The organism is Stappia sp. G46H5W (assembly GCF_058448995.1).
This window is the reverse complement of sequence record NZ_JBZFLL010000002.1, coordinates 1-19984: the sequence shown is the minus strand read 5'-3', so window position 1 is coordinate 19984 and position 19984 is coordinate 1. Positions and strand designations below refer to the sequence as shown.

32 protein-coding genes are annotated in these 19984 nt (G+C 65.2%); 1 reads left to right on the top strand and 31 read right to left on the bottom strand.

The annotated features are described in order from the left end of the window. Positions 1 to 5: 5 nt before the first annotated feature. Positions 6 to 374: a dihydroneopterin aldolase gene (folB, locus tag ACVJ6E_RS05715; protein ID WP_120267425.1), complete on the top strand. Its 369-nt coding sequence runs from the start codon at positions 6 to 8 to the stop codon at positions 372 to 374. On the opposite strand, the gene ACVJ6E_RS05710 is transcribed toward folB, so the two are convergent. From ACVJ6E_RS05710 to ACVJ6E_RS05560, 31 genes are all read right to left on the bottom strand, one after another. Then, positions 349 to 2841, bottom strand: coding sequence for a patatin-like protein (locus tag ACVJ6E_RS05710; protein ID WP_120267424.1), 2493 nt, complete (start codon positions 2839 to 2841; stop codon positions 349 to 351). The two genes, folB and ACVJ6E_RS05710, sit on opposite strands and share 26 nt — an antisense overlap. A 69-nt stretch (positions 2842 to 2910) precedes the next feature. Beyond that, on the bottom strand, positions 2911 to 4224 hold the full coding sequence (locus ACVJ6E_RS05705; protein WP_120267423.1) for a replication-associated recombination protein A: 1314 nt from the start codon (positions 4222 to 4224) through the stop codon (positions 2911 to 2913). A gap of 28 nt (positions 4225 to 4252) precedes the next feature. After that, on the bottom strand, positions 4253 to 5689 hold the full coding sequence (locus tag ACVJ6E_RS05700; RefSeq protein WP_120267422.1) for a DegQ family serine endoprotease: 1437 nt from the start codon (positions 5687 to 5689) through the stop codon (positions 4253 to 4255). Positions 5690 to 5837: 148 nt separating this feature from the next. Further along, positions 5838 to 6263, bottom strand: a complete 426-nt coding sequence (rplQ, locus tag ACVJ6E_RS05695; protein ID WP_067216462.1) for a 50S ribosomal protein L17 — start codon at positions 6261 to 6263, stop codon at positions 5838 to 5840. Positions 6264 to 6341: 78 nt separating this feature from the next. Then, positions 6342 to 7364, bottom strand: a complete 1023-nt coding sequence (locus ACVJ6E_RS05690; protein WP_067216465.1) for a DNA-directed RNA polymerase subunit alpha — start codon at positions 7362 to 7364, stop codon at positions 6342 to 6344. Between the two features lie 79 nt (positions 7365 to 7443). Beyond that, positions 7444 to 7833 (bottom strand): 30S ribosomal protein S11, encoded by a 390-nt coding sequence (gene rpsK, locus ACVJ6E_RS05685; RefSeq protein ID WP_067216467.1) that lies wholly within the window; start codon positions 7831 to 7833, stop codon positions 7444 to 7446. A gap of 71 nt (positions 7834 to 7904) precedes the next feature. Further along, positions 7905 to 8273, bottom strand: a complete 369-nt coding sequence (gene rpsM, locus ACVJ6E_RS05680) for a 30S ribosomal protein S13 (RefSeq protein ID WP_067216470.1) — start codon at positions 8271 to 8273, stop codon at positions 7905 to 7907. A gap of 158 nt (positions 8274 to 8431) precedes the next feature. Then, positions 8432 to 9028 (bottom strand): adenylate kinase, encoded by a 597-nt coding sequence (locus ACVJ6E_RS05675; RefSeq protein WP_120267421.1) that lies wholly within the window; start codon positions 9026 to 9028, stop codon positions 8432 to 8434. Next, positions 9025 to 10359 (bottom strand): preprotein translocase subunit SecY, encoded by a 1335-nt coding sequence (gene secY / locus ACVJ6E_RS05670; RefSeq protein ID WP_120267420.1) that lies wholly within the window; start codon positions 10357 to 10359, stop codon positions 9025 to 9027. The genes ACVJ6E_RS05675 and secY overlap by 4 nt, the downstream gene beginning before the upstream one ends. A 49-nt stretch (positions 10360 to 10408) precedes the next feature. After that, positions 10409 to 10879, bottom strand: coding sequence for a 50S ribosomal protein L15 (gene rplO, locus ACVJ6E_RS05665; RefSeq protein ID WP_120267419.1), 471 nt, complete (start codon positions 10877 to 10879; stop codon positions 10409 to 10411). Positions 10880 to 10899: 20 nt separating this feature from the next. Further along, positions 10900 to 11091 (bottom strand): 50S ribosomal protein L30, encoded by a 192-nt coding sequence (gene rpmD, locus ACVJ6E_RS05660; protein WP_067216479.1) that lies wholly within the window; start codon positions 11089 to 11091, stop codon positions 10900 to 10902. Positions 11092 to 11133: 42 nt separating this feature from the next. After that, complete coding sequence (gene rpsE, locus ACVJ6E_RS05655) at positions 11134 to 11706, bottom strand: 30S ribosomal protein S5 (RefSeq protein WP_067216481.1); 573 nt, start codon at positions 11704 to 11706, stop codon at positions 11134 to 11136. Between the two features lie 40 nt (positions 11707 to 11746). Then, a complete protein-coding gene (gene rplR, locus ACVJ6E_RS05650; RefSeq protein WP_120267418.1) occupies positions 11747 to 12109 on the bottom strand; it encodes a 50S ribosomal protein L18 in 363 nt (120 codons plus the stop codon). Positions 12110 to 12120: 11 nt separating this feature from the next. Beyond that, entirely contained in the window at positions 12121 to 12654 is a 534-nt protein-coding gene (rplF, locus tag ACVJ6E_RS05645) for a 50S ribosomal protein L6 (protein ID WP_120267417.1), read from the bottom strand. 44 nt (positions 12655 to 12698) lie between these two features. Then, entirely contained in the window at positions 12699 to 13097 is a 399-nt protein-coding gene (gene rpsH, locus ACVJ6E_RS05640) for a 30S ribosomal protein S8 (RefSeq protein ID WP_067216487.1), read from the bottom strand. Positions 13098 to 13109: 12 nt separating this feature from the next. Continuing rightward, the gene (gene rpsN, locus ACVJ6E_RS05635) at positions 13110 to 13415 is read right to left on the bottom strand and encodes a 30S ribosomal protein S14 (RefSeq protein WP_120267416.1); all 306 of its coding nucleotides are present in this window, start codon (positions 13413 to 13415) and stop codon (positions 13110 to 13112) included. A 23-nt stretch (positions 13416 to 13438) separates the two neighbouring features. Then, entirely contained in the window at positions 13439 to 13996 is a 558-nt protein-coding gene (gene rplE, locus ACVJ6E_RS05630; protein WP_120267415.1) for a 50S ribosomal protein L5, read from the bottom strand. After that, positions 13989 to 14306: a 50S ribosomal protein L24 gene (gene rplX / locus ACVJ6E_RS05625; protein WP_067216494.1), complete on the bottom strand. Its 318-nt coding sequence runs from the start codon at positions 14304 to 14306 to the stop codon at positions 13989 to 13991. The genes rplE and rplX overlap by 8 nt, the downstream gene beginning before the upstream one ends. After that, on the bottom strand, positions 14306 to 14674 hold the full coding sequence (gene rplN / locus ACVJ6E_RS05620; RefSeq protein ID WP_067216497.1) for a 50S ribosomal protein L14: 369 nt from the start codon (positions 14672 to 14674) through the stop codon (positions 14306 to 14308). Before rplN ends, rplX begins: the two co-directional genes overlap by 1 nt. Positions 14675 to 14730: 56 nt before the next feature. Continuing rightward, a complete protein-coding gene (rpsQ, locus tag ACVJ6E_RS05615; RefSeq protein ID WP_067216498.1) occupies positions 14731 to 14973 on the bottom strand; it encodes a 30S ribosomal protein S17 in 243 nt (80 codons plus the stop codon). Between the two features lie 10 nt (positions 14974 to 14983). Further along, on the bottom strand, positions 14984 to 15184 hold the full coding sequence (gene rpmC, locus ACVJ6E_RS05610) for a 50S ribosomal protein L29 (RefSeq protein ID WP_067216501.1): 201 nt from the start codon (positions 15182 to 15184) through the stop codon (positions 14984 to 14986). Positions 15185 to 15207: 23 nt separating this feature from the next. Further along, positions 15208 to 15621, bottom strand: coding sequence for a 50S ribosomal protein L16 (gene rplP / locus ACVJ6E_RS05605; RefSeq protein WP_067216503.1), 414 nt, complete (start codon positions 15619 to 15621; stop codon positions 15208 to 15210). 45 nt (positions 15622 to 15666) lie between these two features. Beyond that, the gene (gene rpsC / locus ACVJ6E_RS05600) at positions 15667 to 16389 is read right to left on the bottom strand and encodes a 30S ribosomal protein S3 (RefSeq protein ID WP_067216505.1); all 723 of its coding nucleotides are present in this window, start codon (positions 16387 to 16389) and stop codon (positions 15667 to 15669) included. Next, on the bottom strand, positions 16389 to 16769 hold the full coding sequence (gene rplV / locus ACVJ6E_RS05595) for a 50S ribosomal protein L22 (protein ID WP_067216508.1): 381 nt from the start codon (positions 16767 to 16769) through the stop codon (positions 16389 to 16391). The genes rpsC and rplV overlap by 1 nt, the downstream gene beginning before the upstream one ends. Before the next feature lie 2 nt (positions 16770 to 16771). Next, positions 16772 to 17050: a 30S ribosomal protein S19 gene (gene rpsS, locus ACVJ6E_RS05590; RefSeq protein ID WP_120267414.1), complete on the bottom strand. Its 279-nt coding sequence runs from the start codon at positions 17048 to 17050 to the stop codon at positions 16772 to 16774. A 12-nt stretch (positions 17051 to 17062) separates the two neighbouring features. Beyond that, a complete protein-coding gene (gene rplB / locus ACVJ6E_RS05585) occupies positions 17063 to 17896 on the bottom strand; it encodes a 50S ribosomal protein L2 (RefSeq protein WP_120267413.1) in 834 nt (277 codons plus the stop codon). A gap of 16 nt (positions 17897 to 17912) precedes the next feature. Next, positions 17913 to 18206 carry a 50S ribosomal protein L23 gene (locus tag ACVJ6E_RS05580; RefSeq protein WP_067216514.1) on the bottom strand — a complete coding sequence of 98 codons (294 nt, stop codon included), beginning with the start codon at positions 18204 to 18206 and terminating at the stop codon, positions 17913 to 17915. Next, positions 18203 to 18823, bottom strand: a complete 621-nt coding sequence (rplD, locus tag ACVJ6E_RS05575; RefSeq protein WP_067216517.1) for a 50S ribosomal protein L4 — start codon at positions 18821 to 18823, stop codon at positions 18203 to 18205. The genes ACVJ6E_RS05580 and rplD overlap by 4 nt, the downstream gene beginning before the upstream one ends. Continuing rightward, positions 18823 to 19533: a 50S ribosomal protein L3 gene (gene rplC, locus ACVJ6E_RS05570; protein ID WP_067216520.1), complete on the bottom strand. Its 711-nt coding sequence runs from the start codon at positions 19531 to 19533 to the stop codon at positions 18823 to 18825. Before rplC ends, rplD begins: the two co-directional genes overlap by 1 nt. A gap of 23 nt (positions 19534 to 19556) precedes the next feature. After that, positions 19557 to 19865 carry a 30S ribosomal protein S10 gene (rpsJ, locus tag ACVJ6E_RS05565; RefSeq protein WP_067216522.1) on the bottom strand — a complete coding sequence of 103 codons (309 nt, stop codon included), beginning with the start codon at positions 19863 to 19865 and terminating at the stop codon, positions 19557 to 19559. Positions 19866 to 19918: 53 nt separating this feature from the next. Further along, the coding region (locus ACVJ6E_RS05560) for an EF-Tu C-terminal domain-related protein (protein WP_491676440.1) at positions 19919 to 19984 on the bottom strand (66 nt) is incomplete at its 5' end.

The window sequence follows — 19984 nt, the reverse complement described above, 5'->3', positions numbered from 1 at the left end:
CTTCCATGGACGCCATCCACCTCCAGGACCTTGCCTTCTACGCCTTCCATGGCGTGCATGAGGAAGAGGCGCGGCTCGGCCAGCGCTTCATCGTCGACCTGACCTGCCGGCTGGACCTCACCGCTCCCTCGCTCAGCGACCGCTACGAGGAGACGGTGTGCTACGCGACGCTGACCAGAACCATCGAGAAGGTGGTCACCGGGTCGCGCTACAAGCTGATCGAGCGGCTGGCCGGCGCCATCGCCGATGCGGTGCTGGAGGCCGAAGGCCGGATCCGCGAAGTGACCGTGCGCGTGCACAAGCCAGGCGCGCCGCTGCCCATCGCCGCCGGCCGCGTCAGCGTCGAGATCACGCGGACGCGGACAGCGAGCTGATCTTCTCGCCCGCCTCGGGCGCGGCCTCGGCCGCGTCCACGGCAAGCATGCGCTCCACCTCGGCCAGCAGGTCCGGCACCAGCCGGGCGTCGGCGACCAGGCGGCCATCCTCCTCCCGCAGGATCGCCAGGAACACCTCGCGCCGGATCGCGGCCAGCGCCTGCGGATCCACATGCACGATCGGAGCAGCGGCGCGGGTTGCCATCGTCATCAGCCGGTCGGCCGCCGACAGCCGCCCCCACAGATAGTCGTGCTCCCGCCAGCGGCGGTTGAAGAACGCGCCGAAGGCGTTGAGGTTGTTGCCCTTCAGCTTGACGCCCTCGGGCCGCAGCGAATGCGGGTCGGACGGGCTGATGCGGTCGATCAGGATCTCGTTGTATTCCGAGCTTGCAAGCCGGCGCAGTACCGGCAGCGTGACGAGATCGTAGAAGGCGAAGCCGATATAGGCGGCCACGAGCGGCAGACGCAGCGGCTGCGGCAGGTAGCTGTAGGCCATCACCGAGAAGGCGTCGTCGCAAAGCTGGTCGAGATCGGCCAGCCCCATGCGGGTTGCGAGCTGGTCCAGCACCTCACCGATGGTCTCGACATCGTCCGGGGCACAGGCGGCGAGCCGGGCTGCTGCATCGGCCGTCTCCGCACCGTAGAAGCTGACCAACCAGCGCTGGCCGAGATGATCGACCTGTTCGTAGAGCGTGCTCTTGAGCTCGTCCATTTCCGCCGGACGCAGCTCCATTTCCGCGCCCGCCGCACGGTAGAGCCGGTTCAGCCGGCGGATCACGAAGCGCAGCCGGCGGGTTCGGTAATCGACATCGAGACCGCGCAGGAAGCGGATGATCGGCTGCGGCGTCGGCCCCTCGACCCCGCCATGGCCGGAGGCCGCCTCCGCGTGCTGGCGCGCCAGCCAGGTCTCGATCCGCATTTCGCAGTCGCGCGGACTGGTCACCGTCCCGCCCACCGTCCCGGCCCGCGCCGTCGCGAGCTGAGCCAGCAGGTCCGACACCCGCGTCACCACCCCGGACAGCTTCAGCCGCTGGTAGCCGTGATAGGCATAGCCCGCCGAAGCGTGGGCGCGCTGGTTGGCCAGCATCCGGCAGCGGGTGAGCTCGGGAACCGTCATCGGCCGGTCGAGATCGGCGCGCAGGATCGACGCCACCTCCCGCTCGACGACCGGCTCGGCCGCGGCGATCACTTCCGCCACCTGGCGGACGTCGCGATTGTACTCCTCCACCTGCTCCAGTGCATCGCCGATGGGCTCGTTGCGCGGGATATGGGCGAGCGAAGCCAGGATGACGCGGAAGAAGCCGGGCAAACTCCCCTCCCCCGCGCCAAGCGCTTCCTCCGCGACGCCATGGCCATTGCCGGGGGCCGGCGCCTCGTCCTTGCGGCCGAGGACATTGGCCATCGGGTCGACATAGACGATGCGCCGCACGACCTCGCGCGCTGCAGGGCGTCCGGCAATCGCCTCGATCACCGGCTGGAAGGGCTTGTTCATGACGACGCTGCCGTCGACCAGGATGCGGGCCTCGGCGGGCGTCTCGCTGCGCCCGAAGGCGCGGTGCAGGAAGATGCCGCGCAGCGGCCAGCTCTCGCCGCGCGCCTCAAGCACCCGGTCCATCTCGCCCACCGTCATCGGCGGAAAGGCCCCGGGAAAGGCGGAGGTCGCCCGCGCAGAGAAGATGAGGTCGGGAATGCGCGCATCCGTGAAGTCGGAGACGATGTTGCCATTGCCCCGGCTGCTGGCGGAATAGCGCAGGATCAGCCGGTGCTCCGTCTCCTCCACCTCCACCGGATCGTCGATGGCAAAGCGCCGCCTCTCGCCGTGGAAATCCGTCACGGTGACGAAGAGATCCAGCGACTGTCCTTGCGGGATGAGCGAGTGGGGCGCGCCTGGCGAGCTGTCCGGCCGCATCCCCTTGGCCGCATCCAGCATCCAGCCGACATAGCGCTCGCCGGAAAAGGGCGGCGTGAACCAGCGCGCCTGCATGAACTGACGCAGCTTGGTGCGCGTCTCCGGGTCGCCGAGCTCGGATTTCAGCGCCATGCCGACCAGCCGGTCGAGCACCGGGGCAATGGAGCCCTTGAGATAGCGGCTGAGGCCGACGGGCTCGTTGGACAGCCGCGTGACATCGGCATTTTCCAGCCAGAGGTCGCGGTGGCCGTCGAGGGTGAGATTATGCGCCAGCGCCCGCGCCAGCATCACGCCGTTGACGCCGCCGGCGGAGGCCCCCGCAATCACGTCGACGACGACCCTCAGGTCCAGCGCCGGCGCGAACAGCGCCAGAAACCGCTCGTAGACCTCGGTACTGGTCTCGTCCCGCGCGGACGCTCCGGCCCCGGCTCCGTTCGCCTCAAGACGCCGCGACGCCCGCACCAGGTTCAGGAATTCCCGCGTGATGCCGTGCATGTAGACGGCAAGGGAGACCCCTCCGTAAAGCACCAGCGCCAGACGCAACTCGATCTGTTTCATGGATCCTACCGGAACAGGACGCCGCCGCCATGGTCCGCCTGTTCGCCGCAAAGCGCAATGGGCAAGCTGTCAGGAACGCCCGCCGCGCTCCCGCCGAAGCTTGTCCCAATAGTCGAGGCGCTTGCGCAGCTCGCGCTCGAAGCCCCGCTCGGGCGGGTCGTAGAAGCGCTGGCGGCCCATCGCTTCGGGAAAGTAGTCCTGCCCCGAGAAGGCGTCCGGCTGGTCGTGATCGTAGGCGTAGCCGTCGCCATAGCCTTCCGACTTCATCAGCTTGGTCGGGGCGTTGAGGATATGCTTGGGCGGGGCCAGCGAGCCGTGCTGCTTGGCCGCGCGCATCGCTGCCTTGTAGGCGACATAGGCGCCATTCGACTTCGGCGCCGTCGCCAGATAGACGACCGACTGCGCCAGCGCCAGTTCGCCCTCCGGCGAGCCGAGCATCTGGTAGGCATCGCGCGCCGCATTGGCCTGGACCAGCGCATTGGGGTCGGCAAGGCCGATATCCTCGACCGCCATGCGGATCAGCCGCCGGGCGAGGAACAACGGATCCTCGCCGCCGTCCAGCATGCGGCAGAACCAGTAGAGCGCCGCATCCGGATCGGAGCCGCGCACCGACTTGTGCAGCGCCGAGATGAGATTGTAGTGGCCGTCGCGCGACTTGTCGTAGACTGGGGCCCGGCGCTGCACCAGCTCCTGCAGCCGCTCTGCATCGAAGGTCTCCCCGCCGCGCGCGGCGCGCCAGACGTCCTCGGCCCGCGTCAGGGCGGCGCGTCCGTCGCCATCGGCCATGCGCAGGAGCGCGGCGCGCGCGCCCTCATCGAGCGGCAGGGGCCGCCCCTCCTCCGCCTCGGCACGGGCAAGCAGGCGCTCCAGCGCCTCGCTGTCGAGCGTACGGAAGGTAAGTACATGCGCCCGCGACAGCAGCGCGGCATTGAGCTCGAAGCTCGGGTTCTCGGTGGTGGCGCCGACCAGCGTCACCGTGCCGTCCTCCATGACGGGCAGGAAGCTGTCCTGCTGGGCCCGGTTGAAGCGGTGGATCTCGTCGACGAAGAGCAGCGTCGCCTTGCCGGTGAGGCGCGAGGCGCGCGCGGCCTCGAACACCTTCTTCAGCTCGGCAACACCGCTGAAGATCGCCGAGATCTGCTCGAAGCGCAGGTCCGTCGCATCCGCCAGCAGCCGCGCCACCGTGGTCTTGCCGGTACCCGGCGGCCCCCAGAACACCAGCGAGCCGAGCGATCCCGTCTCCAGCATGCGGGTCAGCACGCCGTCGGGGCCGAGCAGGTGATCCTGCCCGACCACGTCGGAAAGCTGCGCGGGCCGCAGCCGGTCGGCAAGCGGCCGCCGGGTCTGCGCCCCGAGCCCTGCGGACTGGAAAAGATCGCTCATGGGGGATGCCTTGCCCTCGCCTCTCGCCTCAGCCCCGCAGCGCGATCCGCAGGACCCGGCCGCCGCGCCGGATCTCCAGCCGCCACACACCCGGATCGCTGCCGGCGATGCGCTGCAGGGTACGGCTGGAATCGACCGCGCGCCCGTTGATCGTCTGCACCACGTCGCCGACCTGCAAACCGACACGCGCCGCCGGCGAGCCCGGCTCGACCTTGGCGATGACGACGCCCGTGTCGAAGCCGTCGAGCCGCAACTCCTCGGCAACGGCCGGCGACAGGTTCATCACCGTCGTGCCGGCGAAGGGCGAATAGTCGGAAATCTCGCGCGCATCGCGCGGGGTCGTCTCCGGGGCCGCCTCCAGCGTCACCTCCAGCTTCACCTCGCCGCGCGGCCGCAGGACCGTCAACGTGGTGGTGGAGCCGAGCGTGCGGGTGGCAAAGCGATAACCGAAGCTGTCCGGATCGGTCACTTCCGTATCGCCGACATGGGTGATCAGGTCGCCGACCTTGAGCCCGGCGCGCTCTGCGGGGCTGCCCGCGCCGACGACGGTGACCAGCACGCCGCTCGGGCGGTCGAGGCCGAGCGCCTCGGCGATCTCCGCGCTGACGGTCTGCAGACTGGCACCGAGCCAGGGCCGGCGCACGCGGCCGTCGTTTTCCGCCGCATCAACGACGAAATGCACCATGTTGGAGGGAATGGCGAAGCCGATGCCGTTCGACCCGCCGGAGCGCGAGAAGATCGCCGTGTTGATGCCGACCAGCCGGCCTTCCATGTCGACCAGCGCACCGCCGGAATTGCCCGGGTTGATGGCCGCGTCCGTCTGGATGAAGAACTGGTAGTCGGAGACCCCGACCCGGGTGCGGGCCAGCGCCGAGATGATGCCCTGCGTCACCGTCTGGCCGACGCCGAAGGGATTGCCGATGGCCAGCACGATGTCGCCGACGGCGAGCTGGTCGGAATCGGCGAACTCGATATGCGGGAAGGTCTCGGACGCATCCCTCACCCGCAGGATGGCGAGATCCGTGCGCTCGTCCTTCAGCACGATCTCGGCGTCGAACTCGCGCCGGTCGGCCAGCGCCACCCGCACCGCGTCAGCCTCGGCGATCACGTGGTTGTTGGTGACGATGATGCCGTCGGCCGACACGATGACGCCGGAGCCGAGCGAAGACTGCACGCGCTCGCGCGGGCGCCCCATGTCCTGCCCCGGCCCGCCGAAGAAGCGGCGGAAGAACGGATCGTCGAAGAAGGGCGAGACCGGCCGGCTCTGCACCGTGCGGCTGGCATAGACGTTGACGACCGCGGGCGCGGCCTGCTGCACGACGGGCGCGAAGGACAGGCGCAGTTCGGCCGCATCGCGCGGCGCTGTCCGCTCCTGGGCGCCTGTGCTGGAAACGCCGGCGAGCGCAACGAAAAGGGCGGTGGCAAGCGCGAGCGAAGCGCGGCCTGCGAGGGTGTAGACGGACATCCCTGGAAACCTCACCGATTTGCGGCGCCGGGCATGGCCGGAACGACTCATGCCCCGCCTTTGGACAGTCGAGCCAAACCTAACAAAAAAGGCGACCCGAAGGCCGCCTTTCCGTGTGCGAATGCGAACGCGAGGTTCGCCCGCAAGATCAAGCCGCAGCTTCGGCGCCCTCGGCAGCCTCGTTGCGCGCCCGGTCGACCGCGCCCTTGGCGTCGACGTCGCGATCGACGAACTCGATCACGGCCATCGGGGCGTTGTCGCCGTAGCGGAACCCGGCCTTGAGGACGCGGGTGTAGCCGCCGTTGCGGCCCTTGTAGCGCTCGGCAAGCGTGTCGAACAGCTTGCGAACGAGGGCAACGTCGCGGATCTGCGCGATCGCCTGACGGCGGGCATGCAGGTCACCACGCTTGCCGAGAGTGACGAGCTTTTCCACGATCGGCCGCAGTTCCTTGGCCTTCGGGAGGGTCGTCACGATCTGCTCATGCTCAATCAGCGAAGCGGACATGTTGGCAAACATCGCCTTGCGATGGCTGGATGTCCGGTTGAGCTTGCGGCCGCGATTGCCGTGGCGCATGGCTCTCTCCTTTTTCTCTGGCGGTCACGTCTCTTGCGTGCCGCCGCCTGTCCCTTGGAAGACCGCGCTTTCGCGCGATCAGTACTGATGATCCTCGTAGCGCTTGGCGAGCTCGTCGATGTTCTCCGGCGGCCAGTTGGCCACTTCCATGCCGAGATGGAGACCCATCTGGGCGAGAACTTCCTTGATCTCGTTGAGCGACTTGCGGCCGAAGTTCGGGGTGCGCAGCATCTCCGCCTCGGTCTTCTGAATGAGATCGCCAATATACACGATATTGTCGTTCTTCAGACAGTTGGCCGAACGCACCGACAGCTCCAGCTCGTCGACCTTCTTCAGAAGCGCCGGGTTGAACGCGAGCTCGGGGACGGTGTCCTCCTTCACTTCGCGACGCGGCTCTTCGAAGTTGACGAAGATCGAAAGCTGGTCCTGCAGGATACGCGCCGCGAATGCGACGGAATCTTCCGGAGAAACCGAACCGTCGGTCTCCACGTTCAGGGTCAGCTTGTCGTAGTCGAGAACCTGGCCCTCACGGGTGTTCTCGACCTTGTAGGAGACCTTCTTGACCGGGGAGTAGAGGCTGTCGACCGGGATAAGCCCGATCGGAGCATCTTCCGGACGGTTGCGCTCCGCCGGCACGTAGCCCTTGCCGGTGTTGACCGTGAACTCCATGCGGATCTCCGCGCCCTCGTCGAGGGTGCAGAGAACGAGATCGGGGTTGAGAACCTCGATGTCGCCGACCGTCTGGATGTCGCCAGCCGTCACCACGCCCGGACCCTGCTTGCGCACGACCATGCGCTTGGGGCCCTCGCCCTGCATGCGCAGCGCGATTTCCTTGATGTTCAGGACGATGTCGGTGACATCTTCCCGCACGCCCGGAATGGACGAGAACTCGTGCAGAACGCCGTCGATCTGCACCGCCGTAACTGCCGCGCCCTGGAGCGAGGACAGAAGCACGCGGCGCAGGGCATTGCCCAGCGTCAGACCAAAGCCACGCTCAAGCGGCTCGGCGACGACCGTACCGACGACACGCGGGTCGTGGCCGGGCTTCACCTCGAGCTTGTTCGGCTTGATCAGTTCCTGCCAGTTTTTGTGAATGCTCAATTCTTATCCTCCGGCTGTCCCGCCGACCTCGAGGGCCGGCCATGCTGTGCCATGGGAATGAACGGTATGCGGCTGAGCGTCAGACGCGGCGGCGCTTGCGCGGACGGCACCCGTTGTGCGGGATCGGCGTCACGTCGCGAATCGAGGTCACCATGAAGCCGGCGGCCTGCAGGGCGCGCAGAGCGGACTCACGGCCCGAACCGGGACCGCGAACCTCGACCTCGAGGGTGCGCATGCCGTGCTCGGCAGCCTTGCGGGCAGCGTCCTCGGCCGCGACCTGAGCCGCATACGGGGTCGACTTGCGCGAGCCCTTGAAGCCCATCGCACCGGCGGACGACCAGGAGATCGCGTTGCCCTGTGCGTCGGTGATGGTGATCATCGTGTTATTGAACGTGGAGTTCACATGCGCCACGCCGGAGGAAATATTCTTTCGCTCGCGGCGGCGGACGCGCGTGGTGTCTTTAGCCATGTCTTTGTCCTTTGGTCGATCTCGTCACCGCCGTAACTCGGCGGCTCCACCGGGCCTGATTGCCAGTGAGATTACTTCTTCTTGCCGGCAATCGGCTTCGCCGGACCCTTGCGGGTACGGGCGTTCGTATGGGTACGCTGGCCGCGCACCGGAAGACCGCGACGATGGCGCAGGCCGCGGTAGCAGCCAAGGTCCATCAGACGCTTGATGTTCATGGCCGTCTCACGACGCAGGTCGCCCTCGACGATGTAGTCGCGGTCGATGGTCTCGCGGATCGCGAGCACTTCGGCGTCGGACAGCTCGTTGACGCGGCGCTCGGGAGCGATGTTCACCTTCTCGATGATCTCCGCCGCGAACTTCGCGCCAATGCCGTGAATGTACTGAAGCGCGATGACGACGCGCTTGTTTGTCGGGATATTTACACCTGCGATACGGGCCACTGCCGTCTCCATGTTAATGGCGCGACCTCGGGGTGAGGAGCGCGCCGGGTTGTCCCCGCGTCCGGTGGAGCCCGGCCCCTGCGGAGGAAAGCGCAAACGCACCCGCGCCGCGCGCTTTGCGCGGCCCGGATGCAGGCGTTTTGCTGGAGCCGCGAGCCTTAGCCCGCAGCCGCCACCGCGTCAAGCGCGGAATCGATCTGTGCCGAGACCCCGTCGATCGGCTGCATGCCGTCGATCCCGACCAGCTGTCCGCGGTTGCGGTAGTAGGGAGCCACAACCGCGGTATCGCGGTTATAGGCCTCAAGGCGCTGCTTGAAGACTTCCGGATCGTCGTCCTTGCGGACCGGCTGTCCGGCGGCCTTGGCATCAGCGGCGCGCTTGATGATGCGGTCGACGAGGATCGACTGATCGACCTCCAGTTCCAGCACCATGTCGAGCTTCAGGCCCTTGCTCGCCAGCATGTGGTCGAGCGCCTCGGCCTGGGCAACAGTCCGCGGGAAGCCGTCGAGGATGAACCCCTTCTGGGCATCCGCTTCCTCGATCCGGTCAGCGACGATGCCGATGACGATCTCGTCGGACACGAGCCCGCCGGCATCCATCACCGCTTTGGCCTTCAGTCCGACCGGCGTGCCGGCCGCAACGGCGGCGCGCAGCATGTCACCGGTGGAGAGCTGCGGGATTCCGTGCTTCTCGACCAGCCGAGCGGCCTGCGTTCCCTTGCCGGCGCCCGGCGGTCCGAGAAAAATCAACCTCATCTACGCTTCCCCCTGAGTTTCGCCTTCTTGACAAGGCCTTCGTACTGATGCGCAAGCAGGTGCCCCTGGATCTGGGAAACCGTATCCATGGTCACGCTGACGATGATCAGCAGCGAGGTGCCTCCGAAGTAGAACGGAACGCCGGTCGCGGAAATGAGGAATTCGGGTAATAGACAGACCAGGACGATGTAGATGGCACCGACCACCGTGATCCGGGTCAGCACATAGTCGATGTACTGGGCGGTGCGCTCGCCCGGACGCAGGCCCGGAATGAAGCCGCCATGCTTCTTCAGGTTGTCGGCGGTGTCCGACGGATTGAACACGATCGCCGTGTAGAAGAAGCAGAAGAACACGATCAGGGCCGCGTAGAGCAGCATGTAGAGCGGCTGGCCGTGGCCGAGCAGCGCGGTCACCGTCGTCAGCCAGCTGCTCTCGTCGCCGGTCGTGCCGAGGCCCGACAGGGTGGCCGGGACCAGCAGCAGAGAAGAGGCGAAGATCGGCGGAATGACGCCGGCGGTGTTGAGCTTCAGCGGCAGGAACGAGGTGTTGCCCTCGACCATGCGATTGCCGACGTTGCGCTTCGGATACTGGATCCGCAGCCGGCGCTGCGCACGCTCCATGAACACGATCAGGGCGATCACAACGATCGACAGCGCGATGATGCCGATGATGATCGGGGTGGCGAGCGCGCCCTGGCGGCCGAGCTCCAGCGTCGAGGCGACCGCGGACGGCAGGCCCGCGACGATGCCGGCGAAGATGATCAGCGAAATGCCGTTGCCGATGCCGCGGGCGGTGATCTGCTCGCCCAGCCACATCAGGAACATGGTGCCGCCGACCAGCGTGATCACCGCGGAAATGCGGAAGAACCAGCCCGGATCGACCACCACATTGGCGGCGCTCTCGAGGCCGATGGCGATGCCGTAGGCCTGGAAGGTCGCCAGAACCACCGTGCCGTAGCGGGTGTACTGGTTGATGACCTTGCGGCCCTGCTCGCCTTCCTTCTTCAGCTGCTCCAGCGAGGGAACAACCGAGGTTAGCAGCTGGATGATGATCGACGCCGAGATGTACGGCATGATTCCGAGGGCCAGGATCGCCATGCGCTCCACGGCACCGCCGGAAAACATGTTGAACAGCCCGACGATGCCCTGCTGCGCCTGGCCAAAGGCCTGCGCGAAGGCATCCGGATTGATCCCGGGCAGCGGCACGTAAGTGCCGAACCGATACACAAGAAGCGCACCCAGTGTGAACCAGATACGCTTCTTCAATTCCTCGGCTTTGGCGAAAGCTGAAAAGTTCAGATTAGCCGCTAGCTGTTCGGCAGCAGATGCCATTCCGGGCTCCGGTCAATTCTCGAGCAATCTGACGTGGGAAAACCCAGGCTTATTCAGCCTGGGCTCCGATAATCGTGACCTTGCCACCGGCCTTCTCGACCGCGGCAAGCGCGTTCTTGGAGGCACCGGCGACCTCGAAGGTCACACCCGCCTTCAGCTCACCATCGGAGAGCAGGCGGACACCGTCCTTGACGCGGCGGATGACGCCAGCGGCCTTGAGGGCCTCGGCGGTCACCGTCTGGGAAGCATCGAGCTTGCCAGCATCGATCGCAATCTGGACACGGCCAAGCGAGACCGCGTTGAACGACTTTGCGAAGATGTTGGTGAAGCCGCGCTTCGGCAGGCGACGATGCAGCGGCATCTGGCCGCCCTCGAAGCCCTTGATCGCGACGCCCGAGCGGGACTTCTGACCCTTGACACCACGGCCACCGGTCTTGCCCTTGCCCGAACCAATGCCACGGCCGACGCGCATGCGCTCCTTGGTGGCACCCGGATTGTCCCGGAGTTCATTCAGTTTCATCGTATGTCTCCCCGCATCCCTTACGCGTCTTCGACGACGCGCACGAGGTGCTGAACCTTCCGGATCATGCCACGCACTTCCGGGGTATCCTTCAGCGTCGAGCGGCGGTGCATCTTATTCAGACCGAGACCGACGAGCGTTGCCCGCTGGTCCTTCGGGCGCCGAATCGGGCTACCCACCTGCTCGACCGTGACGGTCTTTTCGTTCGCCATGGAACCAAGCCTTTCTCAAGCTGGGGTCGGCAACTGCCGGGTTCAAGCCTCGGCGGCCGGAACGCTGTCGTCGATGTCGCGGCGACGCGACTGGATCTGCGAAACCTTGAGGCCGCGGCGGGCAGCAACCGAACGCGGGCTGTCCTCCTGCTTGAGGGCCTCGAAGGTGGCGCGCACCATGTTGTAGGGGTTCGCCGAACCGAGCGACTTCGCCACCACGTCCTGGACGCCGAGCGTCTCGAACACGGCGCGCATCGGGCCGCCGGCGATGATGCCGGTACCGGCCGGAGCCGCACGCAGCACGACCTTGCCGGCACCATGACGGCCGTTGACGTCGTGATGCAGGGTCCGACCCTCGCGCAGAGCGACGCGGATCATCGAGCGCTTGGCAGCCTCGGTCGCCTTGCGGATCGCCTCAGGCACCTCACGCGCCTTGCCGTGACCAAAGCCGACGCGGCCCTTCTGGTCGCCGACCACGACGAGTGCGGCAAATCCGAAGCGGCGTCCGCCCTTCACGACCTTGGCGACGCGATTGATGTGGACGAGCTTGTCGACAAACTCGCTGTCGCGCTCGGCGCGATCGCCACCGCGCTCCCGTGTATCCTGTCTCGCCATAATATTCGCTTCCGTTTGTCTGTGAGCGTCTTGACGACGATCAGAATTCCAGTCCGCCCTCGCGCGCGGCGTCGGCCAGAGCCTTCACGCGCCCGTGGTACATGTAGCCGCCACGGTCGAACACGACCTTGGTGACACCGGCAGCCTTGGCGCGCTCTGCGATGAGCTTGCCGACCTCGGCCGCAGCCGAGATGTTGCCGCCGGTCTTCAGCGTGCCACGAAGATCCTTCTCGACCGTCGAGGCGGATGCCAGGGTGTGACCCTGCACATCGTCGATGATCTGAGCATAGATCTGCTTGGACGAACGGTGAACCGACAGACGCGGACGGCCGTTCAGAACCTTCTTGATCGAACGACGGACGCGGTCGCGGCGGCGTTCGAAGCCATTGTTTGTCTTCGCCATGATCCGGTCCGTTACTTCTTCTTGCCTTCCTTACGGACGATGTATTCGCCCGCATAGCGGATGCCCTTGCCCTTGTAGGGCTCCGGCGGCCGGTACTTGCGGATTTCCGCAGCAACCTGACCAACGCGCTGCTTGTCGATGCCGGTGATGACGATTTCCGTCGGCTTCGGGCAAGCGGCCTCGATACCCTCGGGCATCGAATAGACCACGTCATGGGAGAAACCGAGCGCGAGCTGCAGGTTCTTGCCCTGCACCTGTGCGCGGTAACCGACGCCAGTGATCTCGAGCTTCTTCTCGAAGCCCTTGCTGACGCCCGTCACCAGGTTCTCGACCATCGTGCGGGACATGCCCCACATGGCGCGGGCAGGCTTGCTGTCCTCACGCATCTTGATCGAGATACCGTCGTCGTTCATTTCGGCCAGAACGAGGCTGTTGAGCACGAAGGACATCTGTCCCTTCGGGCCCTTAACCTCAACCGTCTGACCGTTGATCGTTGCCGTTACCCCGCTAGGCACGGGGACTGGCTTCTTGCCAATTCGAGACATATGACCAACCTGTCTAGTTCAACTTTCTGGCGGGGACCGCCGCATCAGAAGATGCGGCAGAGAACCTCGCCACCCACGTTCTGCTCACGGGCATCGTGATCTGCCATCACACCACGCGGCGTGGACAGGATCGAGACACCCAGGCCGTTTGCGACGCGCGGGATATTCTTCACCGAAGAGTACACCCGCCGACCCGGCTTAGAGACGCGCTCGATAGAGCGAATCACCGGCTCGCCGTCAAAATACTTCAGCTCGATCTCGAGCTCGGACTTGCCGCCCTCGTACTCGACCATCGAGTAGCCGCGGATATACCCTTCCGCGACCAAAACGTCGAGCACATGTTCGCGCAACTTCGAAGCCGGCGTCGAGACCTTGCTCTTGCGCCGCATCTGGGCATTGCGGATCCGGGTGAGCATATCGCCCAAGGGATCAGAAATCGCCATCGGACCGTCTCCTTACCAGCTCGACTTCACGAGGCCCGGGACCAAGCCCTTGGAGCCCAGCTCGCGAAGCGCAACGCGCGACATCTTCAGCTTGCGGTAGTAACCGCGCGGACGACCGGTGACTTCGCACCGGTTGCGCACGCGAATCTCCGCCGAGTTGCGCGGCAGCTTGGCGAGCTTGAGGCGCGCTGCGTAGCGCTCCTCCAGCGAAAGGCTCTCGTCCTTCGCTGCCGCCTTCAGTTCCGCACGCTTTTCGGCGTACTTCTTAACGAGCCGCTCGCGCCGCTTGTTCTTCTCGATCGCGCTCTTCTTCGCCATCGTCTGTCCTCGTTCTTTCCCGTTTACTTACGGAACGGGAAGTTGAACGCGCGCAGAAGCTCGCGCGCCTCGTCATCATTATCCGCGGACGTGCACACGATCACGTCAAGGCCCCAGATCTGGTCGACCTTGTCGTAATTGATCTCCGGGAACACGATGTGCTCCTTGATGCCCATGGCATAGTTGCCACGCCCGTCGAAGCTCTTCGCGTTCAGGCCGCGGAAGTCACGAACGCGCGGAAGCGCGATGGTGATCAAGCGGTCCAGGAACTCGTACATGCGCTCGCCACGCAGCGTGACCTTGGCGCCGAGCGGCATGCCCTCACGCACCTTGAAGGTGGCGATGGACTTGCGGGCACGGGTGATCACCGGCTTCTGACCGGCGATCATGGCCAGGTCCTCAGCGGCGATCTTCGCCTTCTTGCTGTCCGCCACAGCCTCGCCGACGCCCATATTGAGAACGATCTTCTCGAGCGACGGGATCTGCATCGGGTTCTTGTAGTTGAACTTCTCCTGCAGGGCCGGACGGATCTTTTCAAGATATTCCGTCTTCAGCCGCGGAGCGGTCTTGGTCTCAGCCATCGATCAGATCCCCCGAACGCTTGGCCACGCGCACCTTGGTGCCGTCTTCCTTGATCTGGAACCCGACACGTGTCGGCTTGCCATCCTTGGGGTCGGCAAGCGCCAGGTTCGATACGTGAACCGGCAGCTCCTTCGAAACGATGCCACCTTCCGACTGGGCGGTCTGGCGCTGGTGGCGACGAACCACATTCACGCCACGCACCACAGCCTTGTTCTCGTCCGGCAGCATGCGGACGATTTCACCGGTCTTGCCCTTGTCACGACCGGTAAGCACGACGACAGTGTCGCCCTTCTTGATCTTGGCGGCCATTACAAAACCTCCGGCGCGAGCGAGATCACCTTCATGTGGTTCTTCGCACGCAGTTCACGCGGAACCGGGCCGAAGATACGGGTCCCGATCGGTTCCTTGTTGTTGTTGACCAGCACGGCCGCATTGCGGTCGAACCGGATCACGGAGCCGTCGGGCCGGCGGATATCCTTCGCCGTGCGCACAACGACCGCTTTCATCACGTCGCCCTTTTTGACGCGGCCGCGCGGATTGGCCTCCTTGACGCTGACGACGATGATGTCGCCGACGCTGGCATATTTCCGCTTCGAGCCGCCGAGCACCTTGATGCACATGACACGACGGGCGCCGGAATTATCCGCCACGTCGAGGTTTGTTTGCATCTGAATCATGACTGGCCGCCTTATTCTTCTTTCACCGCGCCCGACACCGGACGCCGGAAGTCACGTCAGTCCGCGGTCGACCCTTCGACAACGGTCCAGGTTTTGGTCTTCGAGATCGGCGCGCACTCCTGGATGAGGACGGTGTCCCCCACCTTGTGCGCGTTGGTCTCGTCATGCGCCCGATACTTCTTCGAGCGACGAACGGTCTTCTTGTAGAGCGGATGCGTGAAGCGCCGCTCCACACGAACCGTCACCGTCTTTTCGTTGGCGTCGCTGACAACGACACCCTGCAGAACGCGTTTCGGCATTTCGATCTCCTTACGCGCTTGTCGCCACGCGCTTCTCGCGCATGATCGTCTGGATGCGGGCGATGTCGCGGCGCACCTGGCGAACCCGCGCCGTGTTCTCAAGCTGGCCGGTCGCCCGCTGGAAGCGCAGGTTGAACTGCTCCTTCTTCAGGCTCTCGAGCTCCGTTCCCAGCTCGTCCATGGTCTTTGCCCGAACGTCTGTCGCCTTCATGGCACTAGTCTCCTGGTCGCGCCTCAGTCGGCGATACGCTGGACGAAGCGGCACTTGATCGGCAGCTTGGCTGCCGCAAGGCGCATCGCCTCACGTGCCGTATCTTCCGGCACGCCGTCGATTTCGAACATGATCCGACCGGGCTTGACCTTGCAGGCCCAATAGTCCGGCGAACCCTTACCCTTACCCATACGGACTTCGGTCGGCTTCGACGAAACCGGCACGTCCGGGAAGATCCTGATCCAAACACGGCCCGCACGCTTCATGTGACGGGTCATGGCACGACGGGCCGCCTCGATCTGGCGCGCGGTCACCCGCTCCGGCTCGACGGCCTTCAGGCCGAAGGCGCCGAAGTTGAGATCCGTACCGCCCTTGGCGGTGCCGTGGATCCGGCCCTTGTGCTGCTTGCGGAACTTCGTTCGCTTCGGTTGCAGCATCTCTTCTCTCGCTCTTTGCTTCTGTCCAAGACCGACCGGGCGCCGTTAGGCAGCGCGGCCGCGCTCGCGCTCGCGGCGTCCGCCGCCCTGGTTCGTTCCGTCGCCCTCGACAGCGCGCCGCTCCGAGGCCATCGGATCATGCTCAAGGATTTCGCCCTTGAAGATCCAGACCTTAACGCCGCAGGTGCCGTAGGCGGTGTGCGCCGTGGACACGCCGTAGTCGATGTCCGCACGCAGCGTGTGCAGCGGCACGCGGCCCTCGCGGTACCACTCGGTACGCGCGATTTCCGCGCCGCCCAGACGGCCACCGCAGTTGATGCGGATGCCCTGGGCGCCCATGCGCATCGCCGACTGAACGGCGCGCTTCATGGCGCGGCGGAACGCCACGCGGCGCTCGAGCTGCTGTGCGATCGAGTCGGCCACCAGCTGGGCGTCGACCTCGGGCTTGCGCACTTCAACGATGTTGATGTGCACGTCCGAAGAGGTCATGTCGGAAAGCGCCTTGCGGAGCTTCTCGATGTCGGCGCCCTTCTTGCCGATGATCACGCCGGGACGGCCGGAATGGACCGTGACGCGGCACTTGCGATGCGGGCGCTCGACGACGACCTTGGAAACGGCCGCCTGCTTCAGCGCCTTGAGGATGTACTCGCGGATGCGGAAATCCTCGTGCAGCAGCTTGCCGTACTCGCCCTTGTCCGCATACCAGCGCGAATCCCAGGTGCGGTTGATGCCAAGCCGCAGACCGATCGGATTTACTTTCTGTCCCATCAGGCAGTCTCCTCGACTTCGCGGACGACGATGGTCAGGTTCGAAAACGGCTTCTCGATCCGACCGACACGGCCACGAGCACGCGCCTGGAACCGCTTGATCACAAAAGCCTTGCCCACATGAGCCTCGGCGACGACAAGGCTGTCGACGTCGAGATCATGGTTGTTCTCGGCATTGGCGATCGCCGACATGAGCGTCTTCTTGACGTCGTCGGAGATCCGCTTGCGCGAGAAGGTGAGGTCGGCGAGAGCCTTCTCGACCTTCTGGCCGCGGATCGTTGCCGCGACGAGGTTGAGCTTGCGCGGGGAGACCCGCAGCATCCGGGCGACCGCCTTCGCCTCGTTATCGGCGAGCGCGCGCCCGCCCTTCGGCTTGCCCATCGTTACTTCCTCTTCGCCTTCTTGTCAGCGCCGTGGCCGTAATAGGTCCGGGTCGGCGAGAACTCGCCGAACTTGTGACCGATCATGTCCTCGGACACCATAACCGGAACGTGCTTCTGACCATTGTAGACGCCGAAGGTCAGACCGACGAACTGCGGCAGGATGGTCGAGCGCCGGCTCCACATCTTGATGACTTCGTTGCGACCCGAGGCGCGGACCTTTTCTGCCTTCTTCAGCAGAAAGCCGTCGACGAACGGGCCTTTCCAAACAGAACGTGCCATTCCAGGCCCCTCTTACTTCTTGCGCGCGTGGCGGCTGCGGACGATGAACTTGTCCGTGGCCTTGTTGCGACGCGTGCGCTTGCCCTTGGTCGGCTTGCCCCACGGCGTGACCGGATGACGGCCACCCGAGGTGCGACCCTCGCCACCACCGTGCGGGTGGTCGACCGGGTTCATCGCGACACCGCGGACATGCGGGCGACGACCCATCCAGCGCGACCGACCGGCCTTGCCGAGGTTGATGTTGCCATGGTCCTGGTTGGACACGGCGCCGATCGAGGCCATGCAGGTGCCGAGAATGCGGCGCTGCTCGCCAGACTGCAGGCGGACCGTGGTGTAACCCTGGTCACGGCCGACGATCTGGGCATACGCACCGGCGGAACGGGCCACCTGGCCGCCCTTGCCCGGCTTCAGCTCGACATTGTGCACGATCGTGCCGACCGGGATCGACGCCAGCGGCATCGCGTTGCCCGGCTTCACGTCCACGAGCTTGCCCGAGACAACCTTGTCGCCAACGGCCAGGCGCTGCGGCGCCAGGATGTAGGCGAGCTCACCGTCCTCATACTTGATGAGAGCGATGAAGGCGGTCCGGTTCGGATCGTATTCGATCCGCTCGACGGTCGCGAACATGTCGGCCTTGGTCCGCTTGAAGTCGATCAAGCGGTACCGGCGCTTGTGGCCGCCACCACGGTTCGGCGACGTCGTACGGCCGAGGTTGTTGCGGCCGCCCGTCTTCGACAGGCCTTCCGTCAGCGTCTTGACCGGCTTGCCCTTGTACAGGGACGAGCGGTCGACCATCACCAGCTGGCGACGACCCGGCGACGTCGGATTAAAGGTCTTGAGTGCCATCTTTCCTTCTCCGCCCTCAGAGTCCGGTGGTGACGTCGATGGACTGGCCATCGGCAAGTGTCACGACCGCCTTCTTGACGTCGGACTGCTGGCCGAGACGACCGCGGAAGCGCTTCGCCTTGCCCTTGCGGACCAGGGTGTTCACTGCCGTGACCTTGACGCCGAAGAGCGCCTCAACCGCCGCCTTGATCTCGGGCTTGGTCGCCGTCGGGGAGACGTTGAACACGACCTTGTTCTGCTCCGAAGCGAAGGTCGCCTTCTCGGTGATCACCGGGGAAACGACCGTGTCGTAGTGCTTCAGGTTGGTCATTTGAACCGCTCCTCGAGAGCCGTCACCGCCGACTTGGTCAGCACCAGCTTCTCACGACGCAGGATGTCATAGACATTCAGGCCTTCGACGGGCAGCAGGTCGATCGCCGGGATGTTGCGCGAGGCGAGGCGGAAGTTCGCATCGATCTCGCTGCCGTCCACGACGAGCGCGTTGCTCAGGCCCAGGTTCGCCAGACGCGCGGCCAGAGCCTTGGTCTTGGCTTCCTCGGCGCTCGCCACGTCGACGATGATCAGGCCGTCGGCCTTGAACTTCGCCGAAAGGGCGTGACGCAGGCCGAGGGCGCGAACCTTCTTCGGCAGATCGTGAGCGTGGCTGCGCACGACCGGGCCGTGAGCCTTGCCACCACCGCGGAACTGCGGGGCCTTCTTGTTACCGTGACGCGCGCCGCCGGAACCCTTCTGGCGGACGAACTTCTTCGTCGAGCCGGAAACTTCCGAGCGCTGCTGCGCCTTGTGGGTACCGGCCTGGCGCTTGGCAAGCTGCCAGCGCACGACGCGGTGGATCAGGTCGGTGCGCGGATCGAGACCGAAGATCTCGTCCGACACCGTGATCGAACCGGCGGCGGCCCCGTCCAGGGTCTTCACCTCAAGTTCCATCACTCGCTCTCCTTCTCGACCGCAGCCTCGGCAGCGGAAGCACGGAACGCACCCGGCATCGGCACGCCATCCGGCAGGGCCTTCTTGACGGCATCGCGAACCACGATCCAGCCACCCTTCGACCCCGGGACAGCGCCCTGGATCATGATCAGGCCGCGCTCCGGATCGGTGCGGACGATCTTCAGGTTCTGCGTGGTCACCTGCTCGGCGCCCATGTGTCCGGCCATCTTCTTACCCTTGAAGACCTTGCCCGGATCCTGGCACTGACCGATCGAGCCATGCGAACGGTGCGAAATCGACACACCGTGCGAGGCGCGCAGGCCACCGAAGTTGTGACGCTTCATGGCACCGGCGAAGCCCTTACCGATCGAGGTGCCCGTGACGTCCACGAACTGACCCTCGACGAAGTGGTCGGCCGTGATCTCCGCACCCACCTCGATCACGTTCTCCGAGGAGACGCGGAACTCGGCAAGCTTGCGCTTCGGCTCGACGCTGGCAACGGCGAAATGTCCGCGCATGGCCTTCGACGTATTCTTCACCTTGGCCAGACCGGCGCCGACCTGCAGCGCGACATAGCCATTCTTCTCTTCCGTCCGGTGGGCAACAACCTGACAGTTTTCGAGCTTCAGCACCGTCACCGGCACATGCTCACCCGCATCGTTATAGATGCGAGTCATACCCACCTTCTGTGCGATCACTCCAGAACGCATCGGCGTGTCCCCTTGTGAGCGCCTTACAGCTTGATCTCGACGTCGACACCGGCCGCAAGGTCGAGCTTCATGAGCGCGTCCACGGTCTGCGGCGTCGGATCAACGATGTCGAGGAGGCGCTTATGAGTGCGCATCTCGAACTGATCACGGCTTTTCTTGTCGATATGCGGACCACGAAGCACGGTGTACTTCTCGATCCGCGTGGGCAGCGGCACGGGGCCGCGCACTTGTGCACCGGTCCGTTTCGCCGTGTTGACGATCTCACGGGTCGACGCATCGAGAACCCGATGGTCGAACGCCTTGAGACGGATCCGAATGTTCTGACCGTTCATCTCTCAATCCCCGAGCGGGACGGCGGAACGGTTATCCCGTTCCGCCTTGTTGGTTACTTGATGATGGAGGCGACGACGCCGGCGCCGACGGTACGGCCGCCCTCGCGGATAGCGAAGCG

Coding starts and splice junctions, on each gene's coding strand:
- rplE (WP_120267415.1), bottom strand. CDS start 13,996: ATGGCTGAGACCAAGACCGCTCCGCGGCTGAAGACGGAATATCTTGAA.
- rpmC (WP_067216501.1), bottom strand. CDS start 15,184: ATGAAGGCGACAGACGTTCGGGCAAAGACCATGGACGAGCTGGGAACG.
- rpsC (WP_067216505.1), bottom strand. CDS start 16,389: ATGGGACAGAAAGTAAATCCGATCGGTCTGCGGCTTGGCATCAACCGC.
- ACVJ6E_RS05710 (WP_120267424.1), bottom strand. CDS start 2,841: ATGAAACAGATCGAGTTGCGTCTGGCGCTGGTGCTTTACGGAGGGGTC.
- rpsQ (WP_067216498.1), bottom strand. CDS start 14,973: ATGCCGAAACGCGTTCTGCAGGGTGTCGTTGTCAGCGACGCCAACGAA.
- rpsS (WP_120267414.1), bottom strand. CDS start 17,050: ATGGCACGTTCTGTTTGGAAAGGCCCGTTCGTCGACGGCTTTCTGCTG.
- rplQ (WP_067216462.1), bottom strand. CDS start 6,263: ATGCGCCACGGCAATCGCGGCCGCAAGCTCAACCGGACATCCAGCCAT.
- ACVJ6E_RS05700 (WP_120267422.1), bottom strand. CDS start 5,689: ATGTCCGTCTACACCCTCGCAGGCCGCGCTTCGCTCGCGCTTGCCACC.
- rpsH (WP_067216487.1), bottom strand. CDS start 13,097: ATGGCGATTTCTGATCCCTTGGGCGATATGCTCACCCGGATCCGCAAT.
- rpsK (WP_067216467.1), bottom strand. CDS start 7,833: ATGGCTAAAGACACCACGCGCGTCCGCCGCCGCGAGCGAAAGAATATT.
- rplV (WP_067216508.1), bottom strand. CDS start 16,769: ATGGGCAAGCCGAAGGGCGGGCGCGCGCTCGCCGATAACGAGGCGAAG.
- rpsJ (WP_067216522.1), bottom strand. CDS start 19,865: ATGAACGGTCAGAACATTCGGATCCGTCTCAAGGCGTTCGACCATCGG.
- rplC (WP_067216520.1), bottom strand. CDS start 19,533: ATGCGTTCTGGAGTGATCGCACAGAAGGTGGGTATGACTCGCATCTAT.
- rpsN (WP_120267416.1), bottom strand. CDS start 13,415: ATGGCGAAGAAGAGCGCGATCGAGAAGAACAAGCGGCGCGAGCGGCTC.
- ACVJ6E_RS05705 (WP_120267423.1), bottom strand. CDS start 4,224: ATGAGCGATCTTTTCCAGTCCGCAGGGCTCGGGGCGCAGACCCGGCGG.
- rplX (WP_067216494.1), bottom strand. CDS start 14,306: ATGGCCGCCAAGATCAAGAAGGGCGACACTGTCGTCGTGCTTACCGGT.
- rplP (WP_067216503.1), bottom strand. CDS start 15,621: ATGCTGCAACCGAAGCGAACGAAGTTCCGCAAGCAGCACAAGGGCCGG.
- folB (WP_120267425.1), top strand. CDS start 6: ATGGACGCCATCCACCTCCAGGACCTTGCCTTCTACGCCTTCCATGGC.
- rplO (WP_120267419.1), bottom strand. CDS start 10,879: ATGAAACTGAATGAACTCCGGGACAATCCGGGTGCCACCAAGGAGCGC.
- ACVJ6E_RS05675 (WP_120267421.1), bottom strand. CDS start 9,028: ATGAGGTTGATTTTTCTCGGACCGCCGGGCGCCGGCAAGGGAACGCAG.
- rpmD (WP_067216479.1), bottom strand. CDS start 11,091: ATGGCGAACGAAAAGACCGTCACGGTCGAGCAGGTGGGTAGCCCGATT.
- rplB (WP_120267413.1), bottom strand. CDS start 17,896: ATGGCACTCAAGACCTTTAATCCGACGTCGCCGGGTCGTCGCCAGCTG.
- rplF (WP_120267417.1), bottom strand. CDS start 12,654: ATGTCTCGAATTGGCAAGAAGCCAGTCCCCGTGCCTAGCGGGGTAACG.
- rplR (WP_120267418.1), bottom strand. CDS start 12,109: ATGGCGAAGACAAACAATGGCTTCGAACGCCGCCGCGACCGCGTCCGT.
- secY (WP_120267420.1), bottom strand. CDS start 10,359: ATGGCATCTGCTGCCGAACAGCTAGCGGCTAATCTGAACTTTTCAGCT.
- ACVJ6E_RS05580 (WP_067216514.1), bottom strand. CDS start 18,206: ATGACCAACCTGAAGCACTACGACACGGTCGTTTCCCCGGTGATCACC.
- rpsE (WP_067216481.1), bottom strand. CDS start 11,706: ATGGCGAGACAGGATACACGGGAGCGCGGTGGCGATCGCGCCGAGCGC.
- rplD (WP_067216517.1), bottom strand. CDS start 18,823: ATGGAACTTGAGGTGAAGACCCTGGACGGGGCCGCCGCCGGTTCGATC.
- rplN (WP_067216497.1), bottom strand. CDS start 14,674: ATGATTCAGATGCAAACAAACCTCGACGTGGCGGATAATTCCGGCGCC.